This is a genomic window from Qipengyuania sphaerica (genome assembly GCF_019711595.1).
In the GTDB taxonomy this organism is placed as follows: Bacteria; Pseudomonadota; Alphaproteobacteria; order Sphingomonadales; family Sphingomonadaceae; genus Qipengyuania; species Qipengyuania sphaerica.
In genome coordinates this window covers 138,803-158,791 of the sequence record NZ_JAIGNR010000002.1, presented here as the reverse complement: position 1 = coordinate 158,791, position 19,989 = coordinate 138,803, and the positions used below count along the sequence as shown (strand labels likewise).

19 protein-coding genes are annotated in these 19,989 nt (G+C 64.9%); 3 read left to right on the top strand and 16 right to left on the bottom strand.

The annotated features are described in order from the left end of the window. Positions 1-102: 102 nt before the first annotated feature. The 9 genes from K3178_RS08440 to hisG all read right to left on the bottom strand — a co-directional run bounded on the left by K3178_RS08440 (position 103) and on the right by hisG (position 13,086). Entirely contained in the window at positions 103-1,740 is a 1,638-nt protein-coding gene (locus tag K3178_RS08440) for an SGNH/GDSL hydrolase family protein (RefSeq protein ID WP_221570969.1), read from the bottom strand. 143 nt (positions 1,741-1,883) lie between these two features. Further along, entirely contained in the window at positions 1,884-3,674 is a 1,791-nt protein-coding gene (locus tag K3178_RS08435; protein ID WP_221570968.1) for a DEAD/DEAH box helicase, read from the bottom strand. Between the two features lie 216 nt (positions 3,675-3,890). Continuing rightward, positions 3,891-6,509, bottom strand: a complete 2,619-nt coding sequence (locus tag K3178_RS08430) for a M14 family metallopeptidase (protein WP_221570967.1) — start codon at positions 6,507-6,509, stop codon at positions 3,891-3,893. 28 nt (positions 6,510-6,537) lie between these two features. Beyond that, positions 6,538-7,434, bottom strand: a complete 897-nt coding sequence (locus tag K3178_RS08425) for an acyl-CoA thioesterase (protein ID WP_221570966.1) — start codon at positions 7,432-7,434, stop codon at positions 6,538-6,540. A gap of 93 nt (positions 7,435-7,527) precedes the next feature. After that, a complete protein-coding gene (locus K3178_RS08420; RefSeq protein ID WP_221570965.1) occupies positions 7,528-9,681 on the bottom strand; it encodes a sodium-translocating pyrophosphatase in 2,154 nt (717 codons plus the stop codon). Positions 9,682-9,828: 147 nt separating this feature from the next. Next, entirely contained in the window at positions 9,829-10,698 is an 870-nt protein-coding gene (gene thiL / locus K3178_RS08415; RefSeq protein WP_221571217.1) for a thiamine-phosphate kinase, read from the bottom strand. Then, a complete protein-coding gene (gene nusB, locus K3178_RS08410; RefSeq protein WP_221570964.1) occupies positions 10,695-11,147 on the bottom strand; it encodes a transcription antitermination factor NusB in 453 nt (150 codons plus the stop codon). The genes thiL and nusB overlap by 4 nt, the downstream gene beginning before the upstream one ends. Next, positions 11,144-12,433, bottom strand: a complete 1,290-nt coding sequence (gene hisD, locus K3178_RS08405) for a histidinol dehydrogenase (RefSeq protein WP_221570963.1) — start codon at positions 12,431-12,433, stop codon at positions 11,144-11,146. The genes nusB and hisD overlap by 4 nt, the downstream gene beginning before the upstream one ends. Next, a complete protein-coding gene (gene hisG, locus K3178_RS08400) occupies positions 12,433-13,086 on the bottom strand; it encodes an ATP phosphoribosyltransferase (protein ID WP_221570962.1) in 654 nt (217 codons plus the stop codon). The genes hisD and hisG overlap by 1 nt, the downstream gene beginning before the upstream one ends. Positions 13,087-13,130: 44 nt before the next feature. Between hisG and K3178_RS08395 the strand changes: the two genes are divergently transcribed. Beyond that, complete coding sequence (locus K3178_RS08395; protein ID WP_221570961.1) at positions 13,131-14,198, top strand: DUF2332 domain-containing protein; 1,068 nt, start codon at positions 13,131-13,133, stop codon at positions 14,196-14,198. On the opposite strand, the gene K3178_RS08390 is transcribed toward K3178_RS08395, so the two are convergent. Genes K3178_RS08390 through K3178_RS08375 form a run of 4 tightly spaced genes read right to left on the bottom strand, consistent with a single transcriptional unit; the run spans position 14,195 to position 17,097 of the window. Beyond that, positions 14,195-15,091: an alpha/beta fold hydrolase gene (locus K3178_RS08390; protein ID WP_221570960.1), complete on the bottom strand. Its 897-nt coding sequence runs from the start codon at positions 15,089-15,091 to the stop codon at positions 14,195-14,197. The genes K3178_RS08395 and K3178_RS08390 overlap by 4 nt on opposite strands. Next, positions 15,091-15,906: an SDR family NAD(P)-dependent oxidoreductase gene (locus K3178_RS08385; RefSeq protein ID WP_221570959.1), complete on the bottom strand. Its 816-nt coding sequence runs from the start codon at positions 15,904-15,906 to the stop codon at positions 15,091-15,093. Before K3178_RS08385 ends, K3178_RS08390 begins: the two co-directional genes overlap by 1 nt. Before the next feature lie 10 nt (positions 15,907-15,916). Beyond that, positions 15,917-16,807, bottom strand: coding sequence for a pirin family protein (locus K3178_RS08380; RefSeq protein WP_221570958.1), 891 nt, complete (start codon positions 16,805-16,807; stop codon positions 15,917-15,919). Positions 16,808-16,824: 17 nt separating this feature from the next. Continuing rightward, positions 16,825-17,097 (bottom strand): BolA family protein, encoded by a 273-nt coding sequence (locus tag K3178_RS08375; RefSeq protein ID WP_221570957.1) that lies wholly within the window; start codon positions 17,095-17,097, stop codon positions 16,825-16,827. Positions 17,098-17,156: 59 nt separating this feature from the next. On the opposite strand from K3178_RS08375, the gene K3178_RS08370 reads away from it, so the two are divergent. Beyond that, positions 17,157-17,747, top strand: coding sequence for a DnaJ domain-containing protein (locus K3178_RS08370; RefSeq protein ID WP_221570956.1), 591 nt, complete (start codon positions 17,157-17,159; stop codon positions 17,745-17,747). Here the strand turns inward: K3178_RS08370 and K3178_RS08365 are convergent. From K3178_RS08365 to K3178_RS08355, 3 genes are read right to left on the bottom strand one after another with little or no spacing between them, the layout of a single operon-like run. Further along, positions 17,744-18,241 (bottom strand): VOC family protein, encoded by a 498-nt coding sequence (locus K3178_RS08365; protein ID WP_221570955.1) that lies wholly within the window; start codon positions 18,239-18,241, stop codon positions 17,744-17,746. The genes K3178_RS08370 and K3178_RS08365 overlap by 4 nt on opposite strands. Beyond that, complete coding sequence (locus K3178_RS08360) at positions 18,234-18,869, bottom strand: glutathione S-transferase family protein (RefSeq protein WP_221570954.1); 636 nt, start codon at positions 18,867-18,869, stop codon at positions 18,234-18,236. Before K3178_RS08360 ends, K3178_RS08365 begins: the two co-directional genes overlap by 8 nt. A 1-nt stretch (position 18,870) precedes the next feature. Further along, positions 18,871-19,221, bottom strand: a complete 351-nt coding sequence (locus K3178_RS08355) for a DUF1428 domain-containing protein (protein ID WP_221570953.1) — start codon at positions 19,219-19,221, stop codon at positions 18,871-18,873. 69 nt (positions 19,222-19,290) lie between these two features. On the opposite strand from K3178_RS08355, the gene K3178_RS08350 reads away from it, so the two are divergent. Then, the gene (locus K3178_RS08350; RefSeq protein WP_247713661.1) at positions 19,291-19,974 is read left to right on the top strand and encodes a winged helix-turn-helix transcriptional regulator; all 684 of its coding nucleotides are present in this window, start codon (positions 19,291-19,293) and stop codon (positions 19,972-19,974) included. The last annotated feature ends 15 nt before the right edge of the window (positions 19,975-19,989 follow it).

The following is a 19,989-nucleotide window of genomic DNA, read 5'->3' as shown; positions in this document are numbered from 1 at the left end:
GCCCAGCGCCTGCGCGCGGCATATCAACTAACGGCATTGCCCGGAAGCAGAGGTTTTTTGGTTCGATGGCGGGCCCACCAGCTTTCCTCTCTTTGCTCTCGGCTAGAACAGTAAGTCGGGCAAGTGGCCGACAGGCTCTGACAGGAGGCCGGGTGGCTTTGGCGGGACGAAATCAAAGACGGCCGGAAGATCCGGAAGTTGCATCGGCGGAGCGTCGCTGTCGGGGGAATCGCCCTTCGCTGCCGGTTCGAAGGCGACCGTCTCCACGACCGTCTCTTCCTCGACGATATCGAAAACACCGGCGCAATCTTCCGGGCGCTTGTAGGTCGGATCATAGCCTACCTGGACCTCGTAGGTCCCGGTCAGCGCGCCTTCCGCGCCGACGGTGAGCGTGTAGATACCGCTGTTCTGCACCATGAAAGTCATGCTGCAATCGAAACCGAGGCCTGCATCGCTGCCCGATGGCGCGCGAAAGCTGTCGACCACATTGCCGTAGGGATCGATGATCGAAAGCGTCGCATCGGCGAGCGAGCCGTCCAGCGCCAGGCTCGCTATGCCAAGTACGTTGACCGTATAGGCCTGCCCGGCGAGCAGCTTGACGGTGTAGACATCGGCCTCGCCCGCCACGCCGATCGCGCCCTCGAAGCCGTAGAGAATGTCGTTGTCGGTCAGGAAGGGCATGGTCTCGACCCATTCCACTCCCTCCATGCGCGCGTGGATATAGCTGCCGACCATGGCATGGACCTGCGCGGTCGGGTGGACCTGGTCGAAGAAGACCACCTGCGACCAGTTCATCCAGTCGGCCTGCATGGTCTCCACGGTGGTGTCGTAAAGGGTGGCGAGGTTGGGGAGGACCAGCTCGAGCGCGCCCTGTTCGAGAACGCCGCCCATGCCATCGGGCACATTCATCAGCGGGGTGTAATGGACGGTTGCGCCCAAGGCCTCGAGCGCGGGGACGACCTCGCCGCGGATCAGCGCATCGAGATAGAGCGAATATTCGGTCGCAGCCGCCGCCCTTTCGGCTTCGCTGCTGGTCTCGCCCGCGTGCGGGGTGGTGTCGATCACTCCGTTGCCGTCGACATCGTAGCGCGGGATCAGTCCGACATCGGGAATGCCGGTAATCAGAATCGTGCCGAGTCCTCGCGCAATGAGATCGCCGAGCTGGCCGATCATCTCGGCGGCAACGGCATCGAGCTGCGCCTGCGCGGCAGCCGTACCGGCCGGATCGCCCCCATGCGGGGCAAGTGCGCGCACATCGTTGCCGCCCATGGTGATGACGAGAAGGTCCGACCCGCGCAAATTGCCGTCGACCGCATCGCGCAGGGCGTCCTGCTGCTCGTCGAGACCGGAGACATACTCGGTCCCGCGGATGACTTGCGCGCCGCCATAGGCGAAGTTGAGGCTGTTTCCGTCGGGATCGCCCCTGAACGGGGCGATCGGGATGCCCACCCAGGGATCGTCATAGCCGAAAGGAAAGACTGCCTCGCTCGGCTCGCCTGCATAGCGGTTGGCGATCAGGTCGGCGAAGGTGTAGCCATTGGAGAAGCGGCCATCGAAATAGCCGTTCTCCTCGGTCGGTGCGCCATCGGGCAGGGCGGTGAAGGGCAGGTCGTCGTACCACTCGGCCAGCCCCAGCGCATTGCCCGAATCCACCAGGCTGTCGCCAAGCACGAATACGCGCCCGAAAAACAGCGTGTCCGCCGACAGGATGAACTGCTGTTGCTTGTCGCGCTTTCCCATGACGACCTCCCGAGACACGGGCGGAATCGCTCACGCGCAGAGGCGCGCGACCCTAGCCCTCTGGGGCCATTGTCACGCTCAACCTGCTGATTTGTCAAACCGCTTAATGTGTGTGGCCGAAATGCGGTCGGGCCGGGAGGTGCCTAATCGCGAGGCTTCTTGCCCGGCTTGCGCTTGCCGTCGAATTTCTTGCCGGTCGGCTTGGGGCCCTTGCGGAAGGGCGCGCCCGGCTTCTTGTGACCACCCTTTCCGAAGGGCTTGGGGCGGACCCGCGGACCGTCGTTGCCGCCGAATTCGCGGCGGTTGCGGCGCGCTTCGACGCGCGGACCCTCGGGCGCTTCCTCGATCAGGATCGCATCCTGTTCGTCCTCGGATGAGGCGGTGCGTGCCACGGCGGCAGCAAATTTGGGGGCGACCTGGGTCGGGACCTGGAACCAGCTTTCGAACTGTCCGATGCGGATCGCGCCGATTTCGTTGCGGGTGATGTGACCGCGGCGGCACAGAAGCGGCAGGATCCAGCGGGCTTCCGCATTCTGGCGGCGGCCAACACCGATCTTGAACCAGACCACGTCTTCAAAGCCCGGCCGCTGGCGATCGGCCTTGGCCTTGTCGCGCGCTTCCGGCGTATTCGGGATCAGTTCTTCGGGCGTCGGCATCTTGGCACGGTGCGCCCGCACCAGCGCTGCGGCGATGTCTTCCGGCGCAAGCTTGCCCATGAGTTCGCCCGCGAGTTCGCGGTCGTGCTCGTCGAATTCGGTTTCGGCGGTCAGCACCTCCATCAGGCGCGAGCGATCCTGCTTGTGGATCATCTCGGGTGTCGGCGCATCCATCCACTTGGCCTCGATGCCCGCACCGCGCAGCATGCCTTCGACCCTACGGCGACGGTTGTAAGGGACGATAATCGCCGCCGTGCCCTTCTTGCCCGCACGGCCCGTACGGCCCGAGCGGTGCTGGAGCGTTTCTGCATCGCGCGGGATTTCGACATGGATCACGAGGCTGAGCGTCGGCAAATCGATCCCGCGCGCCGCCACGTCGGTCGCCACGCAGACGCGGGCACGCCGGTCGCGCAGCGCTTGCAGCGCCTGGTTGCGCTCGGACTGCGAATGCTCGCCCGACAGCGCCACCACGCCGAAGCCGCGCTCCTGCAGGGTGGCGTGGAAGCGGCGCACATTGTCGCGCGTGGCGCAGAACAGGATCGCCGTTTCCGCTTCGTGATAGCGCAGCAGGTTCACCACCGCATTCTCGATTTCGGCGGGCGAGACGGTGATCGCCTGGTAGCTGATATCGCCATGCCCGCGGTCCTGCCCAACGAGGCTGAGGCGCAGCGAATTGGTCTGGTACCGCTCGGCCAGCCGCTCGATCGGGCGCGGCATGGTGGCCGAGAACAGCAGCGTGCGGCGCGTGTCTGGCGTCGCGTCGAGGATTTCTTCCAGGTCCTCGCGAAAGCCCATGTCGAGCATTTCGTCGGCCTCATCCAGCACCACGCCGAGCAGGCCCGACAGGTCCAGCGCCCCGCGCTCGAGATGGTCGCGCAAGCGTCCCGGCGTGCCGACCACGATGGCGGGCCCGGCCCGCAATGCGCGGCGTTCCTTGCTCGCGTCCATCCCGCCAACGCAGGTCGCGATGCGCAGGCCAGCGCCCGCATAGAGCCAGCCGAGCTCGCGGCTGACCTGCAACGCCAGCTCACGCGTCGGCGCGATTACCAGCGCCAGCGGCTTGTCGACCAGCGGCAGGTTGGCGGTCTCGGCGAACAAGGCATCGGCCAGCGCAAGGCCGAAGGCGACTGTCTTGCCCGATCCGGTCTGCGCCGAAACGACGAGGTCGCGTCCCTGCGCCTCCGGCTCGATAACGGCGGATTGCACGGGGGTAAGGTCGGTATATCCGCGCGCGGTCAGCGCATCACCGATCAGCGGCGGGAGGGTTTCGAAAGGCATCGTGTCTCACGTAGACTGGGCGCCGCGGCCCTGGGGCCGGAGCGCGGAAAAAAAGCAATGGCGAGGGCCGCTCGTACCGGCGGCAAGCGGGTCGCGGACCGGCGTTACGGCTCCCACGCGACCATGGTTGGCGCGGCCCTTACACGAGTGCGCAGGGTTTGGCTTGTGTTATTTTCCGCCCACCCTGTTTCCAACGACTGGTAGAACGATTGCCTTTTACTTTGTGTGCGCCGGGGCCAGCAGGATCGCGTTGGCGATCAGCAGGTCCAGTCCGTCGAGATAGCCGCGTTCGGACGGGTCATGCGCGAAGCCGATGGCGATGCCGCGACCGGTCCGCTCGGCCATGAGATAGGGCTTGAAGGCCATCTGCCGCCGGTTCTCGTCCCACACATAGCCGCTGGCCACCAGGTCCGCCGCCGGGGCGAAGCGCAAGACATTGACGCCGTCCTGCTTGTTGAGCGGGGTGAACACGAGATCGCCTGATGCGCTGACCACCGGCCCCTTGTCATAGCCCGAAGACAGGAAGTGGCTGCGATCGGCGACCGTGTTGACCAGCGCGCCGGGCAAGGTGTCGGGCAGCGCGTTGGGATCGTCGATCAGTTCCTCATAGGCATCGGCATCCTCGATCTCGGTGCCTTCGCTGAGCGGGGTCTTGTCCTCGTCGTCATCCTCGTCGCCCGCACCCTCGATGGTCTTGCCGAGGGCGCCCTGGCGGCTGGTTGCGAAGAGGCGGGTCTCCTCCTTGGTGAAGCCGGTCAGTGCTTCGCCGACGATCACCGCCACGCCGCCGTTCTTCACGAAGGCGAGCACGGCCTTGCGGGCAGGCAGGTCGAGCGTGCCCTCGGGAACGAGCAGGACGTCGTATTCACTAAGGTCCGCGCGGGGCAGGGCGGCGGTGCGGATCGGTACGACCGGCGTAGCGAGGCGGCGCTCGATCACATAGCGCAGGGATCCGGCGGAGGTGGGCGTGATGCCCCGGTCCCAGGCCATGGCGATACGCGGCGCGGCCAGGCGGGCGAAGTTGTCGCTGCCGTAATTGGGGCCGCTTTCGACCCAGCTGTCAGCCAGCGGCACGGTTTCGGCGCCGATATTGCGGGCGAGGGCGGAAATGCGGGCGAGCGCGTCTTCGTCATTGTTCCGGCGCGGTATGATGACGGTGCCGCGCGGAAAGCTGCGACCTCCGGCTGCAAAGTCCTTCTCGCTCGCGCGGGCCTCGATACCTTCGCGCAGGGCCGCAAGGACCAGCTGCGCCTGCCCCGTGTCGGTCCACGGGATCGCCATGCCGAAATCGCCGAATTCGGCGCTGCGGGGTTCGATGGGGGCTAACGCGTCGAGCGGGGTTCCCTGACCGACGCTTGAGGAACACACGGCCACATCGACACCGGACATCATGCCGACCGACCACGCGGTCGTATCGTAGAGTTCGTGGGGCTGGCCATCGGTGCGGCGCTCTTCCTGCCGCCTCACGAAATCGGCATCGAGCGGCGTGTCGCGGTCAAGCAGGCTGCGGATGAGGCGGCCGGTCGGCTGGTTGCGATCGATCGCCAGCGCCCCTTGCGGATAGGACTTGCCACAGGCGGAAAAGCCGTTGCCGATGCGGCGCACGGCGATGCCCTGTTCGGCAAGGCGGCGACCGAGGCTCTCGGCATTCCAGCGCCGCTGGGAAAGGTCGATAAGGTAGGTGCCGCCCTTCCTCCCCTGCACCGCAGTGCGGCGATAGGCGGCATAGTCGGCAAGGAACCGGTCGGCGTTCTGCGCCACCGTCTCGGCATAGGCGAAGCTCGACAGGAAGTGGTTGCGCACGCCTTCGGCATAGGTGAGCACATCCCCGTCGGTGCGCTCCCAGGCGAGGCCGCGGGCCGAAGCCTGTTCGAAGGTCGCCCCGATCGCCCCCTGAAGAGTGGGCCAGGTGTCGCCGTATCCGGGATAGAAAGCGTCGTAGATTTCGCGGGTGAAATAGGGAATGCCGAGCTGGTCGAAATCGCGCGCGATCGCGCGTCCGAGCAGGACCTGCTTCTGCTTCTGCTCGGCGGTGATGTTGGGATTGAAAGGTTCGGCAGCAGGCGGGAAATAATAGGTCTCGTCCCCGCCCATCTCGTGCGCATCGACGAATACGACGGGGTTCCATTCGAGTAGCGCCGCGACCTTGCCGCGCGTTTCGGGCTGGGTCAGCGCAAACCAGTCGCGGTTGAGATCGAAAAGGTAGTGATTGGTGCGGCCGGCGGGCCAGGGCTCGTCATGTTCGGCCGAAAAGCGATCGGCCGACGGTTCGAGGCCGAGTGCGTTGCGGAAATTCGTGACGAAGCGGTTGCGCCCGTCCGGGTTCTGGCTCGGGTCGATAATGACATAGCTGTTGGCGAGGATATTGTCGGTCCTCGCATCGCCCTGCGCGGCGAGCAGGTGATAGGCGAGCGCCAGCGCAGCATCGCTCGATGAAATCTCGTTCCCGTGTACGCCGTAGGACAGCCAGGTGACGGGGAGCGTCCCGGCAGGCGGGGTGGAGCCGCCAGCGATGCTGGCCATGGCCGCCTTGTTGGCATCGAGCCGCGCCATGTTCGTCGCGCTCGAAATCACGAGATAATGGAGCGGGCGGCCTTCCCAGCTCGTCGCGTAGCGGACCAGACGCGTCTGTTGGGGCGCCGCTTGGTGCAGCGCCTCGAGGTAATCGGTGATTTCGTGCGGGGCGCTGACCTGTGCGCCGGTCGGGTGCCCGACGGTTTGCTCGAGCGTCGGGATCGAGGGATCGAAATTGCCTTGCAACACCGATTGCGCGGCGAGCGGACCGGCAACAGCAGCCAGTCCAAGAAGCGCAGCGGCACGCAAAGATTTCAGCATCGAATTCCCTCCAGTCCTGTTCCGGCGACTAATCGCGTTTCGCGCGCCTGACCACGCCTTCCTGCGCCACGCTGGCCACGAGCTCTCCAGCGCGGTTGAATATCCGCCCACGATTGAAGCCGCGTCCGCCTCCGGACCACGGGCTGTCGGTCGCATAGAGCAGCCATTCGTCGGCGCGCGCCGGACGGTGGAACCAGATCGCGTGATCGAGGCTTGCGCCCTTGAGCTCGCCGCGGGCCCAGCTGAGACCGTGGGGCAGGGCAGAGGTGCCGAGAAGGGTGAAGTCGCTCGCATAGGCGATCACCGCGCGGTGGATTGCCGGATCGTCAGGCAATGGCGCGACCGTTCGGAACCAGCTGTGCGCGTGGGGAGGCTTCTTCTCCGAATTCATCCAGTGCAGCTTGCCGCTGGTGCGCATGTCGATCGGGCGCGGGCGGGTCATGAGAGTGCGCTGGACTTCCGACACCTCACCCATCTCGTCGAGAAATTTCTTGCGCAATTCCATGTCCGAAGGGAGCGTTTCGGGATCTGGGACATCGGGCATCGGGCTGTCGTCGTGTTCCAGACCCTCCTCCGGTTTCTGGAAGCTTGCAGTGAGGTTGAGGATCGGTTCGTCCCCCTGCCGCGCCACCACCCGCCGGTTGGCGAAGCTGCGGCCCGTGAAATCGGCGGCGACCTGGTAGTCGATGTCCACGCCCTCGCGCCCGCCGCGCAGGAAATAGGCGTGGAGCGAGTGGGCCTCCATGCCATCGGGCGCGCTGGCCTGGGCTGACTGGAGGGCCTGGGCGATGACCTGCCCGCCGAAGACGCGGCCTATGCCGCCGGGCTGCTGGTTGCCGGTGAAGGCGTCCTCGCCTGCCGGTTTGACGGTCAGCAGGCGGACAAGTCCGGCGACGAGTTGTTCGGGGGTCTTCGTTTCGCTCACATGGGGCGATGTGCTTGGCGTTTACGGGGGCGTCAAGAAAAAGGCGGCGACACTTTCGTGCCGCCGCCCTTCAAAGCGTTATGATCGGATGGATCAGGCCGCGAGTGCCGCGAGCAGCAGCAGCGCGACGATGTTGGTGATCTTGATCATCGGGTTCACTGCCGGACCTGCAGTGTCCTTGTAGGGATCGCCAACAGTATCGCCGGTCACGGCAGCCTTGTGGGCTTCACTGCCCTTGCCGCCATGGTTGCCGTCTTCGATATACTTCTTGGCATTATCCCACGCGCCGCCGCCGGCGGTCATGGAAAGTGCCACGAAGATACCGCCGATGATGACGCCGAGGAGCAAGGCTCCGACGGCGGCAAAAGCGTTCTCCTGGCCAGCCAGCAGGTTGATCGTGAAGTAGACCACGATCGGTGCCAGTAGCGGGAGCATCGAGGGCAGGATCATTTCCTTGATCGCCGCCTTGGTCACGAGGTCCACTGTCTTGGCATAGTTGGGCTTGCTCGTGCCTGCCATGATGCCAGCATCCGCTGCGAACTGCTCGCGCACATCGACCACCACGTCGCCCGCAGCGCGGCCGACGGCGGTCATGCCCATCGCACCGAAGAGGTACGGGAGCAGCGCGCCGAGCAGCAGGCCGACGATCACGTAGGGGTTCTCGAGGCTGAAATCGACATCGGCATTCGGAAACAGCTTGGCGAGATCGGTCGTGTAGGCGGCAAACAGCACCAGCGCGCCGAGGCCCGCCGAACCGATCGCGTAACCCTTGGTCACGGCCTTGGTGGTGTTGCCGACCGCATCGAGCATGTCGGTCTTCTCGCGAACGCTGTCGTCGAGACCGGCCATTTCGGCGATGCCGCCTGCGTTATCCGTCACCGGACCGTATGCATCGAGCGCCACGACCATGCCTGCCAGAGCCAGCATGGCGGTTGCCGCATAGGCGATGCCCATGAGGCCGGCGAGCTGGAAGGTGGCGATGATGCCTGCCACGATGACGAGCGTTGGAAGCGCGGTCGATTCAAGACTGATCGCGAGACCCTGGATCACGTTGGTGCCATGGCCCGTTTCCGAGGCCTTGGCGATCGAGCGCACCGGACGATAATTCGTGCCGGTGTAATACTCGGTGATCCAGATGATCAGGCCGGTGATCGCCAGACCGATGAGCGAGCACCAGAACAGGTCCATGCCGGTAAAGCCGACAACCTGCTCGGCCGTGCCTTCTTCGGCCAGCGGAGCGCCCGGATCGACACCAGCGACAGTACCGCCGATTTCCGTGCCCATTCCGCCCAAAGCATAGCTGATGACGAAGTAGATCAGCGGAATGGCAAGCACCGCCGAGACGATGAAGCCCTTATACATCGCGCCCATCACGTTGGTGCCGCCCTTGCCGAGCTTCACGAAGTAGGTGCCGATGATGCTCGTCACGATGCACGCGCCGCCGATCAGCAGCGGGAGCGCCATCATTGGCAACAGGAGATCGCCCAGCACTTCGCTGAAGAGCAAGGCGGTGAGGACCATGGTGACACCCACGGTGACGACATAGGTTTCGAACAGGTCGGCAGCCATGCCGGCGCAGTCGCCCACATTGTCGCCGACGTTATCGGCGATCACGGCAGGGTTGCGCGGATCGTCTTCGGGGATGCCTGCCTCGACCTTGCCGACAAGGTCGGCGCCGACGTCGGCAGCCTTGGTGAAGATACCGCCACCAAGGCGCGCGAAGATCGAGATTAGCGATGCGCCGAAGGCAAGGCCGACGAGGCCGTAGACCACTTCGTCGCTATCGGCGGCAAAGCCTGCCGGGCCGACGAGGTACCAGAAGAACACCGCGATCGAGAGCAGGGCGAGGCCGGCCACGAGCATGCCGGTGATTGCACCTGCGCGGAAGGCGAGGGTAAGGCCCTGCTGCAGACCGCTCTGCGCGGCAGCGGCGGTACGCACGTTCGAGCGCACCGAGATGTTCATGCCGATGAACCCCGCAACGCCCGACAGCACGGCGCCGATGACAAAGCCGATGGCAGGCATGATGCCGAGGAACACGAATACCAGCACTGCGACGACCACGCCGACAATGCCGATGGTGGTGTACTGGCGCTTGAGATAGGCCTGCGCACCTTCCTGGATGGCGCCGGCGATTTCCTGCATTTTCTCGTTACCGGCACCCGAATTGAGCACCTGGCGGCTGGTGATGAAGCCGTACACGACGGCAAGCAATCCCAGCACGATTGCTATGATGACTAAGTCCACGAAAATTTCCCCTCCCGTTATGTTTCATGCGACCCGACGTGGGAGACGTCGGTGCATTGTGGCGGAGAGGTATAAGGGTCATGCATACGCTTGCAAGGGGTCAAAAGCGCAAGATTCCGCGCTTATCGACCGCTTGTTGCGCAATTGTCAGTGCTGGTAGCCGAGACCGTCTTCGGGGGTGAGAATCCGGTCATCGAGCCAGAGGGGCGCGAAGTCGGCATTGGTGACTGTGCCGATGCGGGTCGCGGGGACCGGTAGCGTGACTTCGGGGCGCGCGGTGAAGAGCAACTGGTAGTCGTCTCCCCAGCGGATGCACTCCTCGAACCGGTCGGGGTCGGCAACGGGAATGGCCGCGCTGTCGAGTTCGAAGGCTACGGATTCCGCCGCACGGGCCATGCGCCAGCAATCGAGCAGTAGTCCGTCCGAAATATCCATCATCGCGGTGACATGCGGGGCGAGCGCCTTGCCCTCTTCGAGCAGCGGGAGGGGGCGGCGGTAGGCGCTGCTGTCGCTCTCGTCCCCATCGCGCAGGGCCTCGAAACCGAGCATGGCCGCGCCGAGCTTGCCGGTGACGTAGATCGCATCGCCGACCTTGCTGTCACCGCGCCGGGGCACGGGGCTATGCGTCGCGCGCCCGATTGCGGTGCAGCCCCAGACGCGCGGGCCCTCGCCGCGAACGGTGTCGCCGCCAAGCAGCGGAACGTCGTAGATATCGAGAACCTCTTTCAGTCCGGCCACGAAGCGGTGGTCGTCCGCGCCGAGCATATGCGAGACCAGTACGCCAACCGGCTCGGCGCCCTTGGCGGCAAGGTCGGACAGGTTCACCGCGACCAGCTTCCACGCGATGTCCGCGGGGTCCTGCCCGTCGAGGATGTGCACGCCGTCGACCAGCGTGTCATGCGTCAGGACGAGGCTCTCGCCGCCGAATTCGATAACCGCTGCATCATCCTCCAGCCCGCGCGCCGCCGGATTTTTCGCCAGCGCGCGCAGGGCGGAGATGAAATCGGCTTCGTTCAGCGCCCTGCTTCCTTGGCCACCGCATCCAGGATCCCGTTGACGAATTTCGCCTCGCGGTCGTCGAAGAAGGCTTTGGCGACATCGACATATTCGCTGATCGCGGCGGCCTTGGGCACATCGGCGCGAGCGAGCAATTCATAAGTGCCGGCGCGCAGGATCTGCAGCATGGTCTTGTCGAGCCGCGCGAGCGTCCAGCCCGAAGCGAGGCGCGCGGTCAGGAGGTCATCGATCTCCTCGCGGCGGGCATCGACGCCTTTCACCACATCGTCGAAGAAATCGACGTCGGCATCGGCATATTCCTCTTCCTCGATCACCTGGCCGAGGCGGTGCTGGTGAAATTCGTTGAGCAGCTTGGCGGTCTTGGTGCCTTCCATCTGCTGCTGGTAGAGAGCCTGCACTGCGCCCAAGCGGGCGGCACTGCGGGACTGGCTGCGGGGGTTATGGCTCACGAAAGCCTCCTGGAAATCGAAAGGGCGTGCGCGGGGAGGCCCTCGGCCTCGGCAAGGCGCACGGCGGCGGGGCCGATGGCGTTGAGTGCGTCTTCCGACACGCCGATGAAGCTGGTGCGCTTCATGAAGTCGAGCACCGACAATCCGCTCGCAAAACGCGCGCGGCGACCGGTGGGAAGGACGTGGTTGGGGCCGGCGATATAGTCGCCCACCGCTTCGGGAGCCATGCGACCGAGGAAGACGCTGCCCGCGTGGCGGAGCTTTGCGAAAATAGCTTCGGGATCGGCGGTGGCGATCTCGACATGCTCGGCGGCGAGGCGGTCGGAGAGCGCAGGTGCCTCATCGAGGCTGTCGACCAGCACCACGAGGCCGTGATCGTCCCAGCTGGCCTTGGCGGTTTTCGCGGTCGGCAGCTTGAGGAATTCGAGGTCGATCTGGTCCATCACCTGGCTGGCGAAACCGCGATCGTCGGTGATCAGGATCGACTGGCTGGTCGGATCGTGTTCGGCCTGGCTCAAGAGGTCGGCGGCAATCCATTCGGGATTGTTGTCCTTGTCGGCGATGACGAGGATTTCGCTGGGGCCTGCCACCATGTCGATGCCGACCACGCCATAGAGTTGGCGCTTGGCCTCCGCGACCCAGGCATTGCCCGGGCCGGTGACCACATCGACGCGGCCGATCCGCTCGGTCCCATAGGCGAGCGCGGCAATCGCCTGGGCGCCGCCGACACGGTAAATCTCGTCCACGCCCGCGATATGCGCGGCGGCGAGCACGAGGTCGTTGGCCTCGCCCTTGGGTGTCGGCGTGGTGACAACAAGCCGCTCCACGCCCGCAACCTTGGCGGGAATTGCGTTCATCAGCAGCGAGGAGGGATAGGCTGCACGGCCGCCGGGGACGTAAAGCCCCGCCGCATCGACAGCACTCCAGCGCGCGCCGAGGCGCATGCCGATATTGTCGGTGTAATCGCGATTCTCGGGCAGCTGCCCCTCGTGATAGGCGCGGATGCGGGTGGCAGCGGTTCCCAGAGCATCGCGTAATTCCGCATCGAGGCCGTCATAGGCCGCCTTGCAGGCCTCTTTCGAAATCGACCAGTCCTCGTCACTCGAGAGGTTGTGCTGATCGAAACGAGTGGTGTATTCCACCAGCGCGCTGTCACCGCGCTCGCGAACCTCGTTGAGGATTGTCGACACGTCGCGGCCGACCTGCGCATCGCTTTCGCGGCGGTCGCGGACCACTTTTGCAAACTTCGCCTCGAAATCGGCGTCGCTGGTGCGCAGCAGCTGCATCAGGCGGCGCTCCGCTTTTCGCTGTCGGCGCGGAAGGCTTCGACCAGTGCGCCCACGCGCGGATCGGTCTTCAGCGCGGCACGATTGACGATGAGGCGCGCGGTGATGTCCATGATGTGGCCGGTTTCGACCAGGCCGTTGTCCTTCAGCGTCTGCCCGCTGGACACGAGGTCCACGATCCGCCCTGCCAGCCCAAGCTCGGGCGCAATCTCCATCGCGCCGTTCAACTTGACGCATTCTGCCTGGATGCCCTGCTTTTCGAAATGGCGGCGGGTGAGGTTGGGATATTTGGTCGCAACGCGCAGGTGGCTCGCGCCATTGGTTGCGCTGGCACCCTTCGGCTCGGCCACGGCGAGATGGCAGTGGCCGATATCGAGATCGACCGGCGCATAGAGATCGGCGTAGTCGAATTCCTCGATCACGTCCGACCCGACGATGCCCAACTGGGCCGCGCCATGCGCAACGAAAGTCGCCACATCGAAAGCGCGCACGCGGATCAGGCGCATGTCTTCGCGCGTGGTTGCGAAGGTGAGCGAGCGGTTCGCCTTGTCGTGGAAGGCATCTTCCGGCACCACGCCGGCACGCGCCATCACGGGCAGCGCCTCGTCGAGGATGCGCCCCTTGGGGATGGCGAAGGTCAGGCTGTCGGTCATTGCGGTGCGGCAGATAGGGTCACGGAGTAAAAAGGGCAACGACTATGGGCGATGCAGCGGTGATGGATATCGTTTCGGTGCCGCAAGCCATCGAATGGCAGGCAAAACACGCGGAAAATGCGGGCGCACCCGGCACGGCGCAGGTCGTGCGCGCGCTGCTCGCGCTGGAGGACAGCCATGCGGCGACGGCGCGGCGGATTTTCAACTGGCAGGGCCTTTCGCTGCGCGATGCCATGCCGCTGAGGATTGCGGGCGGGATCCACAACCTCCTGCTCACCGGCGAGGAGCCGCGGCTGGAGGATGTCTATGCCGGCCGCATGCCCGACCAGGGGCAGGTGGACGCGCTGGTGCGCGAAATCGTCGAAACCCACGATTTCCAGCTGATGCCCTGGCTCGACGGGCCGCCGCAGACCAATGAGGTCGGGCGTTCGGCCAATTTCGCTGCCGGCCTTCTATGGCTGGCCGACGGGCGGACGACGGCGCAGTTCGAATTCCTCGAGATCGGGGCGAGCGCGGGCATCAACACGATGATCGGGCGCTATCATTACAATCTGGGCGGCGTGACCACCGGTCCGGCTGCGAGCCGGATGCAGATATCTCCCGAATGGCGCGGCAATCCTCCGCCTGCGAGCGAGATTGCTTTTGTCGATGCACGGGGGAGCGACATCGCGCCAGTCGACCTGACCGACGAGGCGCAGGCCCTGCGGCTCAAGAGCTACGTCTGGCCCGAGGCTACGGGGCGGATGGCGCGGATCGATGCCGCGATCGCGCTGGCCGAACGTATGCCTCCCGAAATCGAGCGGATGGATGCGGGCGACTGGGTCGAGAAAGAACTGGCCAAGCCGCAGGAGGAGGGGGTGACCCGTGTGCTCGCCCATTCGATCATGTGGCAATATTTGCCCGACGCCACGCAAGCGCGCATTGAGGCGGCGCTGCAAAAAGCCGGCGAGGCGGCGAGCGCGGAGAAGCCGTTGGCGCATCTCTCGCTCGAGACGAACCGCGAGACCTTCGCACACGAACTCAGGATCCGTTACTGGCCCGGCGGCGAGGAACAGGTTCATCTCGCCAATGCGCACCCGCATGGCGCCTGGGTGGAGTGGTTGGGCGGCTAGGCCGTCCGTGCGAGGAATTCCTCCATCGCCGCGTTCACTGCATCCGGCGCCTCCCACGGGACGAAATGTCCGCAGTCGGGGACCTCGACCAGCGTGAGGTCCTTCACATGCTCGCCCAGTCCATCCGTGTTTTCGGGCGGCAATGCGAGGTCGTCCTGCGCCCAGATCACCAGGGTCGGGATGGTGAGCGGCGGGAAGGGCGGCGGCGACCAGTCTCCGGGCACCTCGAAAGGCGCGTCCATAGTCGGGATGTCGACCGGGCTGGCACGATACCAGTTGAGCATGGCGAAAGCGGCGTCGCGGTCCTGCCAGTCTTCCAGCAGCTTTGCGCGCTCTTCCGGTTCCATCTTGTCTGGCGCGTCCCAGCGGATTTCCTGCGCGAGGATTCCGTAAAGTCCATGCTCGCGCACCACTGCATCGTTCGCAGGATCGCTAAAGCCGCGCATATACTGGCTCGCCCCGCGCTGTACGGGCGAAGTGTAAAGCAGCTTCTGGAAGACCGCATAATGCGGTGCATTGGCGACGATTGCGCGGGTCACCTTGCCGGTATCCTCGCCAGCCCTCGCCACGCCCCATGCTATTGCGCCGCCCCAGTCGTGGCCGACGATCGTGAAATTCTCCACGCCCAGGGCAGCAGCCAGGAGGAAGATATCGGCCACCAGCTTGTCGGGCGTGTAATTGTCGACGCCCTCGGGCTTGGACGATCCGCGATAGCCGCGCTGGTCGGGCGCGATGCAGCGGAAGCGGTCGCTGAAGTGGGCGATCTGGTGGCGCCAGGTGCGGTGGCTTTCGGGAAAGCCGTGGAGGAATATCAGCGCGGGCGCATCGCGCGGGCCGACATCTACGCAATCGAGTTCGATTCCGTTGGCGAGTGTGACGCGTATCTGCTCCATCAGTCCTCCGCCTGCATCTTCTCCATGTAGCCAGCCGCGACCATGCCTGCGACCTGATCGAGCAACTGGTCGGGCGTGCGGCGCAGCTCGCCCATCGCCTCTTCCATGCCGTCTGCCACGATAATCTCGCGCTGGTTCAGCTCGACCGCATCGACGATGCGCTTGGCGGCGTCCGCAGGGTCGATGCCGTTGTCGATCACCTTGTCGCTGCGCCCGCGTACCGATCCATCGCCATTCAATGCATTGCGGCTGACATCGGTCGCTACCGAGCCGGGGCAGACGACATGGACATCTACCCCGCTCTGCGACAATTCGCCGCGCAGCGCGTCGGCATAGCCGATGAGGCCGTGCTTGGCCGCGCAATAGGCGGTGCGCATGGGCACGCCGACCTTGCCCGCGATGGAGGAGATGAAGAGCAGCTTTCCGCTTCCGCGCCCGGTCATGTGGGGCAAAAGTGCCTGCGACGCGGCGATCTGCGAGGTGAGGTCGATATCGATGATGTCGCGATAGACCTGCATGTCGGTATCGACCGCCGGGCTGCGCTGCGAAATGCCCGCATTGGCGACGAATATATCGACGCCGTCCGTCCATCCGGTGGCGGTGTCGGTTGCCGCGCGCATCGCCTCCTCGTCGCGCACGTCGAAGGGGAGGGTGAGCGTTTCGGTTTCAAGCCGGTTCGCCACTGCGCTCAGCCGGCCCTCGTCGCGGCCCGAGAGGATGATGTTCGCCCCGCGGCTGGCCCATTCTTCCGCGAGCGCCGCGCCGATGCCGCTGCTCGCGCCGGTGATCCAGGCGGTCATGCCTTCGAAACTCATGTGCTCTCCCTCAGGGGTAGGTGACGGTCTTGGGCTCGCCCTCGGGCAGCGGGATGCGCTCCTCGCTGTCGCCGGGAACTTCGGGGAAGCGGCGGGCCTGCCAGTCTTCCTTGGCCTGCCGGATGCGCTCGCGGCTGGAGCTGACGAAATTCCACCAGGCATGGCGCTGTGTCTGGAACGCCTCGCCGCCGAGCAGCATGACCCGCGCGCCCGACCTGCTTTCCAGCGTCATGTCGCGGCCCGGTTGCAGCACGGCGAGTTCGTAGAGGCCCAGCTCGTGCCCGTCGACGCTCGCCTCGCCGCCGACCAACATGACCGCACGTTCGTCGGCATCTTCTTCCAGCGGGATCGCGCCGCCTGCGCCCAGAACGATCTCGGCATAGATCGTATCGGCATGGGTGGTGGTCGGCGCGCGTTCGCCCCACAGTTCGCCCATGATGACAATGGCCTTGGCGCGGCCGTCCTCGACCACGGGCAGGTCCGAAACCGCTTCGAAGGCCGGATCGATCTCCTCCCTGCCATCGGGCAGGGCAAGCCATGTCTGCATGCCGTAGAGCTTAGGCCCCGCCTTGCGTTCTGCCTCGGGCGAGCGTTCCGAATGGACGATGCCCTTGCCCGCCGTCATCAAATTCACCTGCCCGGGGCGAATGGTCGAGAAACTGCCCAGGCTATCGCGGTGGTCGATCGCGCCTTCGAACAGCCAGGTGACCGTGGCGAGGTTGATATGCGGATGCGGCCGCACGTCCATGCCGCTGCCGAGATCAAGCTGCGCCGGGCCGAACTGGTCGACGAAGATGAAGGGGCCAACCATGGTCCGTTTCTTGGCCGGCAGCACCCGCCTGACCTCGAACTGCCCGAGATCATGTGTCGTCGGTGTGAGCGTGAGGTCGATTTGGCTCATGGACTTGCCCCTTGTTGTTATGGCGTCGGTGCGGAAGCCTGGATGGCGAGGGCGTGGACGCGCTCTCCGGGAATATCGCCCAGCGCCTTGTTGACCATGCGCTGGCGGTCGAGCCGGGACTTGTCGGCAAAGGCGGGCGCTTCGATCACCACGGTGAAATGCGATTCACCGCTGCCGTCGTCCCCGGCATGGCCGTGATGCTTGGCGCTGTCGTTGATGACTTCGAGGCGCGTGGGGGAGAAGGCGTCCTGCAAAAGGCGCTCCATCTCCTGCTGGACCGGTCCTGCCATGCGCTCGAATCTCCTCTCGGGTCTTTCCATACAGGGTTTCACTCCCCATCCTAGAACGAATGCGCCAGTCAAAGTTTCACGGACGATATGAAGATACGGGCCGCGTATGCGCGCACCCTGCCTGCCAGCAGCCGGGCGAATTCCGCGCACCGGGCAGCGGGCACCGCTTCGACGGGCCGGGCGAATGGCGCTGGTTCTGCCTCGACCATGTGCGCGAATTCAACGCGGGCTACGACTGGTTCGAAGGCATGAGCGCGGAGGAAATCCTCGACGCGCAGGGCCCGGTGAGCGGCTGGCGCACCGAAAGCCCGAGCTTTCGCCCGACAGCAGGCGTCGACGGCATGCCGCGCTGGGCCGATTACGACGACCCGCTCGATGCTATTTCCGCGCGCGCCAGCGGCATCAAGAGCCGCGCCCGCCGCGAGGCCGAGATGGCCATGGACGGCCGCTTCAGCCGCGAGGAGGCGGAAGCTCTGGAAGTAATGGGCCTCGGCACGAACACCGACCGGCGCAGGCTCAGGCGGCGTTATTCGGAACTGGTGCGGCGCTATCACCCGGACCGGAACGGTGGCGACCGGCAGTACGAGACCCGGCTCAACCGCGTGGTAGAGGCTTACAACACGCTGCGTCAGTGCAGGGCGATCGCCTAGCGAGCGATCGCCGCCTCAATGCCGGCATGGTCGATCTTCACCATCTCGCTCATGGCAGCGAATACCCGCTCGCGGGTTGCCGCATCGGGATGGCGCAAACCTTCCATCAGCACGCGCGGGACGATCTGCCAGCGTACGCCGAAGCGGTCCTTGAGCCAGCTGCACATCATCGGCTCGCCGCCAACTGATAGCAGCGCGTCCCAGTAGCGATCGGTTTCTTCCTGCGTATCGGTGAAGACTTGGAAACTCACCGCATCGGTAAACCCCGCTTCGGGACCACCATTGAGTCCGAGAAATGGACGGCCGAGCACGGTGAAGTCTACGGTCAGGACATCGCCTGCGTTGCCGCCCGGATAATCGCCCGGCGCGCGCGTGGTTTCGACGATCTCGCTGTCGGGAAACAGGTCGCAATAAAGCCTTGCTGCCTCCTCGGCCTTGCCATCGAACCACAGGCAGGTTGCCATCGCGTTGTCGGAGATCGGGCCTTCAGCCATTGCCCTGCGCCTCCGCGATCAGTTTCATGTCGATGGCCTTGGCTTCCTTGTAGGCGCTGCGCTCGCGCAGGCGCTCGGCATAGTCCTCGAAGGTCTTGCGCTTGGGAATCGAGCCGAACTGCAGGCCCCAGTCGACCTGGCTGCCGACATAGACATCGGCCATGGTGAACCGGTCCCCGCAGACGTAATCGCCCTCTTTCAGCAGTACTTCGAATGTGTCCATCGCGCGCTCGTAGCTGCCGAAACCGGCCATGCCCTGTTTCTGCGGGTCGTCGATAGTCCAGCCCATCGAACGCGCGGTAACGGCCTGTTCGACAGGGCCGGCCGAGTAGAAGAACAGCCGGAAATAGTCCGCTTTCTCATGCGCTTCGGGCAAGAGGCCTGCTTCTGGGTGCATCTCGGCGAGGTAATGGCAAATGGCCGCCGCCTCGGTCACGACATGGACATGCGTTTCGTGGTGGTGGACAAGCGTCGGGACCTTGCCGAGGGGATTGGCCGTCAGGAAAGCCTCGGACTTGGCGGCCCATTCGACGATCTCGGTATCGTAATCCGCGCCGACTTCATGCAGCGCCCACCGCGCAATCTGGCCGCGGCTCATGGGATTGGTGAAGAAGGTATAGTCGGCCATGTCAGCGCTCCTCGTGGAAGATTGTTTCGAAGCCGCCGAAGATCATTCGCTTGCCGTCAAAGGGCATGTCGAGCTCTTGCCAGCGCTCGTCGGTTTCCATCGTGGCGTAGCAGGCATCGGCGGCCGCCTTGTCGGGCCAGACGATCCAGCTGAAGACGGTGGTCTCTCCGTCTTCCAGCGCGACCGCACGGCGCAGGTCGGTCTGCTTGCCCTCGGGCACGTCGTCGCCCCAATTCTCGGTCATGGAAATCGCGCCATATTCCCTGAACAGTTCCCACCCGGCCTTGGCGGCGGCGATATAGGCGTCCCTGTTTTCGTTCGGGACGGGCTGGACGAATCCGCTGACATACATTGGCTGGTCTCCTCTTTCCTGCGACTCGGTACTTGAGAACTTTGTGCGTATGAGTTACTAAAAGCAACCATGAAGTTACAAAAAGAAACTACGGGTCAGGCGCAGGGACACGGCAAGTGGTATGGCGATGCCTGCGGAACCGCTTTCGGCATGGAGCTGATCGGCGAGCGATGGTCGCTGCTGGTGGTCAGGGAACTAATACTCGGCGCGCGGCGGTTTTCCGACCTCAGGGCAAGCCTGCCCGGAATATCGGCCAAGGTGTTGACCGAAAGGCTCGGCACGCTGGAGGCGGCAGGCGTGCTGGTGAAGCGCAAGCTGCCACCCCCGGTCTCCGCGCAGGTCTACGAATTGACGCAATGGGGCTATGCGGCCGAGCCGATGGTCCAGGAGATCGGCCGCTGGGCCGCCATGTCCTCGCAGCACGATCCGACGCTGCCCCTGTCGCCGGTCAGCTTCATGCTCTCGCTGAGGACGATGTTCGATCCGGCGAAAGCCAGGGGCATCAAGGCGCGGATCGGCTTCCGCTTTCCCGACACAGCATTCGTGGCCGAACTACGCGACGGCGTCCTCCCCGTCGTCCGCGCAGAGCCGGACGATTGCGATGCCGTCTTCACCGCGGCCGCAGCGCCTGCGCTGGCTGTCATGTTCTACGTCGGAATACCGGCCGAGGAAGTCGGGGTGACGATCGAGGGCGATGCCGCAGCCGCCGCGCGGTTCATGGGCATCTTCGAGCTGCCGGAGAAGATTGGGTGAACGCCCAATTATGGG